Consider the following 5,856-nt stretch of genomic DNA (forward strand, 5'->3'; position numbering starts at 1 on the left):
CCCTCCCGTCTCCTGCGCCCCTCCCGGAACTGTCCACATCAGTGTAGCCAATCCAGTCGCAGCCCCGACCCGCGGTCACGAGCGGGGGCTCCTGTCGTTTCCGTGCCCCTGGATTGGGTCATAGTGTCTGACTTCGCCAAAACATCGGCGTTGCCCGACCAGTCGTTTTGGCACTTAGGGACGTTCCTTATGTGCCGGCACTTGGGGACACTCCTTGGGCTAATTGCCGGGATAGTCGTTGGGGACGTTCTTGTTTGACTAGTCATTTAAGAACGTCCCCAACGACTACCTCGTTTTCGTAACCTTTTCGCAACAATGCGCTCTTCGCGACCGTAGCGCCCGCTCACAACGTCCCCTGCGCTACACTTAGTCGCACTGTGGCGCTGCTGCGCCGTGCCCGAACCAAGGGAGACCCTCATGAAGAACACTCAGCTGCTGCTGATCAACGATATGTGCGGCTACGGCAAGGTCGCGCTCTCCGCCATGCTGCCGGTGCTGTCGCACATGGGCTATCGCATCCACAACCTGCCGACGGCGCTGGTGTCCGATACGCTCAACTATCCCAAGTTCTACATCCATGACACCACCGAGTACGTGCGCCAGAGCCTCGCTATCTGGGAGGAGCTCGGGTTTGAGTTCGACGCCATCTCGACCGGCTTTATCGTGACCGAGGAAGAGACGCGCATCATCTCGGACTTTTGCCACCGCCGTGCGCAAAAGGGCACCAAGGTGTTCGTCGACCCCATCATGGGCGACAACGGCAAGCTCTACGCCGGCGTGCCCGAGTCCACGATTGGTCTCATGCGCAGCCTGCTCGAGTGCGCCGACTATGCGGTGCCAAACTACACCGAGGCGTGCCTGCTCACCGATGCGCCCATTGCCGAGCAAATCACGCCCGATGAGGGCCGCGCTCTTGTGGATGACGTGCGTGCCCTGGGCGCCAAGTCGGTGGTCATTACGAGCGCTGTGGTCGACAGTGCGAACGCCGTTATCGGTTACGACCATGTGGCGGGGGAGTACTTTACGATTCCCTTCGACTTGATCCCGGTTTACTTCCCGGGCACGGGCGACACGTTCTCGGCAGTGCTCGTCGGCCGCGTTATGGCCGGTTGGAGCCTGCAGCGCGCGACGAGCGATGCCATGCGTGTGGTAGCGGAGCTCATCGAGCGCAATGCCGACCAGGAGGATAAGTCCGCCGGCCTTCCCATCGAGGCCTGCCTGGATGTGATTGACCATGAGTAACGCCGACGAGAGCAGTACCGAGGCGGCGGGCGAGAACAAGCCGCTCGGCGCGCCGCGTGGCAAGCGTCCGCGTATTCGCATTAGCTGCGCGGACCAGCTGGGCACATGCCGCTGCCATCACGGGCACAAGCCGGGTGACGTCTTCGACTTCGACCGCGACCGCGGCAAGATGTGCACCATGGCCTGCCATGTGGGCTTTCCCTATATAGATATCCTGCGCTATGGCGGAACCGTGCCTGGCAACGAGCCCGGTACGGCAAAGTTCTGCTGCCCCGAGGTCGATACGCTGAACGTCTGGCTTGCTGAGATCGTCGACGAGTAGTCGAGCGCAATGTGACAAAGTGACAGTTCTTTTGTCACATTCGCGGGTGCTGTCCCTTCTTTTTTGCTTATAATCTTAAATCTCTGCATTTCATCCGATTTCAGGTTCTAAAAATTCTGCGTTTCATCGATAATCAAGCGTATAAAACTTTGCATTTCATTTGATGACACCGAGGGGAGAGCCTATGCTGCGCAGGAAAATAGCGGCAGAGCTGGAGCGTTGGCTGAAGTCTGCCGAGCAAAAGGCCTTATTCATTACGGGTTCTCGCCAGATCGGCAAAAGCTATTCGATTCGCGCATTTGGCAAAGCCAACCATGCAACCTACATCGAGCTTAACCTCATGGAAAATCGTCAGGCAAAAGATGCTCTTCTCGAGGCGCGGGATGCCGATGATTTCATCAGCAGGGTGACGCTTCTTTCGGGAAAGTCGATTGCACCAGGCAAAACGCTCGTGTTTATCGATGAGGTCCAAGAGGCCCCCGACATCATGACGATGGCAAAGTTCCTTGTTGAGGACGGGAGGTGCCGCTGGGCGTTTTCGGGGTCAATGCTCGGGACCCAGTTCAAGGGCGTCAGGTCCTATCCCGTGGGGTATGTCCACGAGCTTAGGATGTTCCCGCTCGATTTTGAGGAGTTTTGCTGGGCAACCGGGGTGAGCGAGGGGGCTCGCCAAACGATACGTGACGCGTGTATCAGCGAGAGGCCCATTCCTGATTACATTCATGACGCGATGATGGCAAACTTCAGGACCTATACCGTTGTCGGCGGAATGCCGGAGGTCGTGCAGCGTTTCCTTGACACGCAGGGCGATCTTGCCTCTGTTCGTCAGCTACAGTCAGAGCTCAACGAACAGTACCGGCGGGATATCTCCAAGTATGCAAGCGGGCGAGCCCTTCAGGTGCAGAGCATCTACGATCAGCTCCCTATTATGCTCGAGGGCGAAAATAAGCGCTTCGTGCTCAATTCCATTGACCCCAAGGCTCACTACGAGAAGTATCAGCGAGATTTTGTATGGCTTGTCGATGCCGGCGTTGCTCTCAAAGCAGATATCGTAACCGAGCCAAAATCGCCCCTGCTCAAGACGGCACGGCCATCGCAGTTCAAGCTATATCAATCGGATACGGGCATGTTGATGGCGCGCTACCCCGTTGGAGTCGCCCAAGCGGCGTATCTTGATAGCAAGGAGCCCAATCTGGGCGGCATTTACGAAAACGTGGTGGCCCAGCAGCTGACTGCCCAAAATCGCCAGCTTTACTACTATCAGACAAAAAAGCGTGGTGAAGTGGACTTTGTGGTCGATGGACCGGATGGGACGGCTGTTCCGATCGAGGTTAAATCGGGCTCCTATTACCACGCGCACGCTGCGCTCGGCCATGTGCTTGATACGGCTGAATATGGCGTAAGGCTCGGGATTGTTTTCTCGAGAGGCAACGTTGAGCGCAATGGAGCGGTTCTCTATTTGCCGCTATATGCGACCTGGGCCCTTTCGGATGTTTTGGGCGACTCCTGTGCCGAGGGGATAAAGCTGGAGGTCAAGCCGGTCTAGGGCCAGTCCCGGATGTGACAAAGGGACAGCCCCTTTGTCACATTCATGAGTGTGGATTTTCTCCCACCGAGATAACGAGCGTGGATTTTCTCCCGTTTAGAGCGCGCTCGAACGCTCAAAGTGGGAGAAAATCCACGCTCGTTTTATGCCGATGGCGTGGCCCGTGTGCCCGCGCCGCCCGAGCGCCTACAGCTGCTCGAGCATAGCGGTGCAACCGGCGAGTACATCGCGGTAGGTGGCGTCGAAATTGCCGGTGTACCAGGGATCGGCCACGTCGCCGGGGCGATCGGTCCAATCGAGCAGGCGCGAGATCTTGCCATCGGGGTCCTTCCCAAAGATACGGTGCAGGCCGCAGGCGTTCTCGTCGTCCATATAGACAATGTGGTCCCAGTCGCCATACTCCGCGCGACGCACCTGACGCGCGCGATGTGCGACGACGGGAATCCCGACCTCGCGTAGTTTGGCAATGGTGCCGTGGTGTGGCGGGTTGCCGATCTCCTCGGTCGAGGTCGCAGCGGAATCAATGACAAACTCGCCCGCGCGCCCGGCGCGCCGCACTAGGTCGGTAAACACGGACTCAGCCATCGTCGAGCGACAGATGTTCCCATGGCAGATAAACAGTACACGTTGCATATGCGGTTTCCTTTCGATCGCCATCATCGAGCTCGAGTATCGCATCTACGCCTGCGCCCTTGCCCGCCTGCGCTCCCAGTGAGCCAATTTAATCGTCACCAGCGTAAGCACCCAGGCCACAAGCGAGAACGCGGCACCCACTGCGCCTACGTGCGCAATGCCAATGCTGCTTACCACGGCGCCGCCCACTGCGGTGCCAAACGAGATGCCGACGTTAAACGCCATGGGCTCAACCGAACTTGCGAGTACCATCGACTTGGGATGGCGGCTGCGTGCCACGTCCATGAAGTGCGTGATGCACGACACCGAGAACAAGTACATGAGCAGCGCCAAGCTAAAGACAAAGGCCAGCGCGAGCGGCATGGTGCCGCCCACAGCAAACAGCCCGAGTAACGCCGCAGCCTGCAGCACGAACGTCACAAGCAGCGCCTTCATGCCAAAGCGCGCATCGATCCATCCGCCCAGGATGTTCGAGATCAGGCAGAACACGCCGTAGGCCATGAGCGTGGTACTGGCTTCGACCGTGCCCATGCCCAGCACCTGCTCAAGATAAGGCGTCACGTAGCCATAGAAAACGTAGACCGACCCCACGCCAAACAAAAAGATGAGCATGCCGGTGACGATGCTCGGCTCGCGTAGCAGACCCGCCTGCTCGCGAAAGGTGGCGGGCTCGTCGGTTTGCCCAGCGCGCGGCATAAACATCACGAGCGCTCCGCAGATCAGAACGGCAAAGGCCAGCGTGCCGTACATGGCCACGTGCCAATCGAGCGTATCGGCCACAAACTTGCCGATCGAAGTGACAAAGACCATCGCCACGGAAAACGCGCCGTACACCACCGAGATGGCAAGCGAAGTTTGCTGCGGGGACAGCAGCTCGGGGATATACGTCACGCCCACGGCGAGCAGTGCGCCCGAGACGGAGCCCAAGATGATGCGCGAGGCGAACAGCACTTGAAAGTTGGGTGCCAGCGCCATGACCAGGTTGCCGAGCACAAAGACGATGCTATAGCACACGAGCAGCTGGTAACGGCGGAAGTGCCCCGTGCTGAGCGCGAGCGCCGGCGTCGCGATAGCGTAGACCAGTGCGAACACGCTAATAAGTTGGCCTGCGGTGGCAAGCGATACGCCGAGTTCCGTCGCTAGGTCGCTTTCGATGCCGACGACCACGAACTCGGAGCAGCCGAGCGAGAATCCCAACAGCACGAGCAGCGCCAGGCAGAGCTTGGTGCGTGCGGGGGAGAGCGCGGCGGCAGTTGACTTACTTTTTGGCGTGGTTGCGGCGGTCAAGGTTGTCACTCCAATGTCGCATGAATAAGCGGGATTCAATCCCTGCAACTCTAACAGAATGTGACAAAGGGACAGTCTCTTTGTCACATGGAGAGCTTGCCTGTATAGTCGCAATACAGGCGAAGATGGTCTCAGGTACATCGCGGGCGACAGGAGATCCCATGGGTATGCACACGACAAAGGTTGCAGTGGGCGAGGGCAAGTTTGCGCTTGAGGAGGCCCTCGAGGCCCCCTCCATTCGCGCTGCCCTCGCGATGTGACAAAGGGACAGTCCGTTTGTCACATTCCATTCCTTAGAAACTTGCAAATTCTTCAAGTTTCTAAGGTAACATCTTATAAACTTGCAAAAAATGCAAGTTTATAAGATTTCATGTCTGGCCGGGCGCTAGGGAGACTCTATGGATATCGTTCGCCGAAGCCGTTATCTTGATCGACTCATTGCTTTTCAGGATACCGACCTCATCAAAATCGTGACGGGCATACGCCGTTGTGGCAAATCAACGTTATTGGACATGATGAGGGACTATCTGGCGCAACAGGGGGTGCCAGCCGAGCGTTTGCTGACCTTTAAGATGGAATCTCTAGAGTACACGGGAATTACGGATTATCTGACGTTTTATCGTATGGTCCGGGAGCGCATTGACGGCATCGATCATCCCTACCTGTTCTTTGACGAGCTCCAGAATGTCGAAGGTTGGGAAAAGGCGGTCAACTCGCTCCGAGTGGATTTGCCGTGCGATATCTATGTCACGGGCTCCAATGCCTTTTTGCTAATATGAGAAAGCCATTGTCAATAGGCATGTTCGTTTGAGCCCGGTTTAAATCC

At 57.5% G+C, this 5,856-nt stretch carries 6 protein-coding genes; 4 read left to right on the forward strand and 2 right to left on the reverse strand.

Going from position 1 to position 5,856, the window contains the following annotated elements:
- Positions 1-417: 417 nt before the first annotated feature.
- The 3 genes from FGQ61_RS09375 to FGQ61_RS09385 all read left to right on the forward strand — a co-directional run bounded on the left by FGQ61_RS09375 (position 418) and on the right by FGQ61_RS09385 (position 3,110).
- Positions 418-1,242, forward strand: coding sequence for a PfkB family carbohydrate kinase (locus FGQ61_RS09375; protein ID WP_138375353.1), 825 nt, complete (start codon positions 418-420; stop codon positions 1,240-1,242).
- Complete coding sequence (locus FGQ61_RS09380; protein WP_192923947.1) at positions 1,235-1,564, forward strand: TIGR04076 family protein; 330 nt, start codon at positions 1,235-1,237, stop codon at positions 1,562-1,564. The genes FGQ61_RS09375 and FGQ61_RS09380 overlap by 8 nt, the downstream gene beginning before the upstream one ends.
- 184 nt (positions 1,565-1,748) lie before the next feature.
- Positions 1,749-3,110 carry an ATP-binding protein gene (locus tag FGQ61_RS09385; RefSeq protein WP_138375354.1) on the forward strand — a complete coding sequence of 454 codons (1,362 nt, stop codon included), beginning with the start codon at positions 1,749-1,751 and terminating at the stop codon, positions 3,108-3,110.
- Positions 3,111-3,296: 186 nt separating this feature from the next.
- Here FGQ61_RS09385 and FGQ61_RS09390 read toward each other — a convergent pair whose 3' ends face one another.
- Positions 3,297-3,743: a low molecular weight protein-tyrosine-phosphatase gene (locus tag FGQ61_RS09390; protein ID WP_171021570.1), complete on the reverse strand. Its 447-nt coding sequence runs from the start codon at positions 3,741-3,743 to the stop codon at positions 3,297-3,299.
- A 45-nt stretch (positions 3,744-3,788) separates the two neighbouring features.
- Positions 3,789-5,039 (reverse strand): MFS transporter, encoded by a 1,251-nt coding sequence (locus FGQ61_RS09395; RefSeq protein WP_249360980.1) that lies wholly within the window; start codon positions 5,037-5,039, stop codon positions 3,789-3,791.
- Positions 5,040-5,428: 389 nt separating this feature from the next.
- Between FGQ61_RS09395 and FGQ61_RS09400 the strand changes: the two genes are divergently transcribed.
- A complete protein-coding gene (locus tag FGQ61_RS09400) occupies positions 5,429-5,809 on the forward strand; it encodes an AAA family ATPase (protein WP_229025989.1) in 381 nt (126 codons plus the stop codon).
- The last annotated feature ends 47 nt before the right edge of the window (positions 5,810-5,856 follow it).

Source organism: Collinsella aerofaciens (assembly GCF_005844325.1).
GTDB lineage: Bacteria > Actinomycetota > Coriobacteriia > Coriobacteriales > Coriobacteriaceae > Collinsella > Collinsella aerofaciens_G.

Bases quoted from the DNA above. Each gene is read 5' to 3' on its own strand.
- FGQ61_RS09380 (WP_192923947.1), top strand. From the start codon at position 1,235: ATGAGTAACGCCGACGAGAGCAGTACCGAGGCGGCGGGCGAGAACAAG.
- FGQ61_RS09385 (WP_138375354.1), top strand. From the start codon at position 1,749: ATGCTGCGCAGGAAAATAGCGGCAGAGCTGGAGCGTTGGCTGAAGTCT.
- FGQ61_RS09375 (WP_138375353.1), top strand. From the start codon at position 418: ATGAAGAACACTCAGCTGCTGCTGATCAACGATATGTGCGGCTACGGC.
- FGQ61_RS09390 (WP_171021570.1), bottom strand. From the start codon at position 3,743: ATGCAACGTGTACTGTTTATCTGCCATGGGAACATCTGTCGCTCGACG.
- FGQ61_RS09400 (WP_229025989.1), top strand. From the start codon at position 5,429: ATGGATATCGTTCGCCGAAGCCGTTATCTTGATCGACTCATTGCTTTT.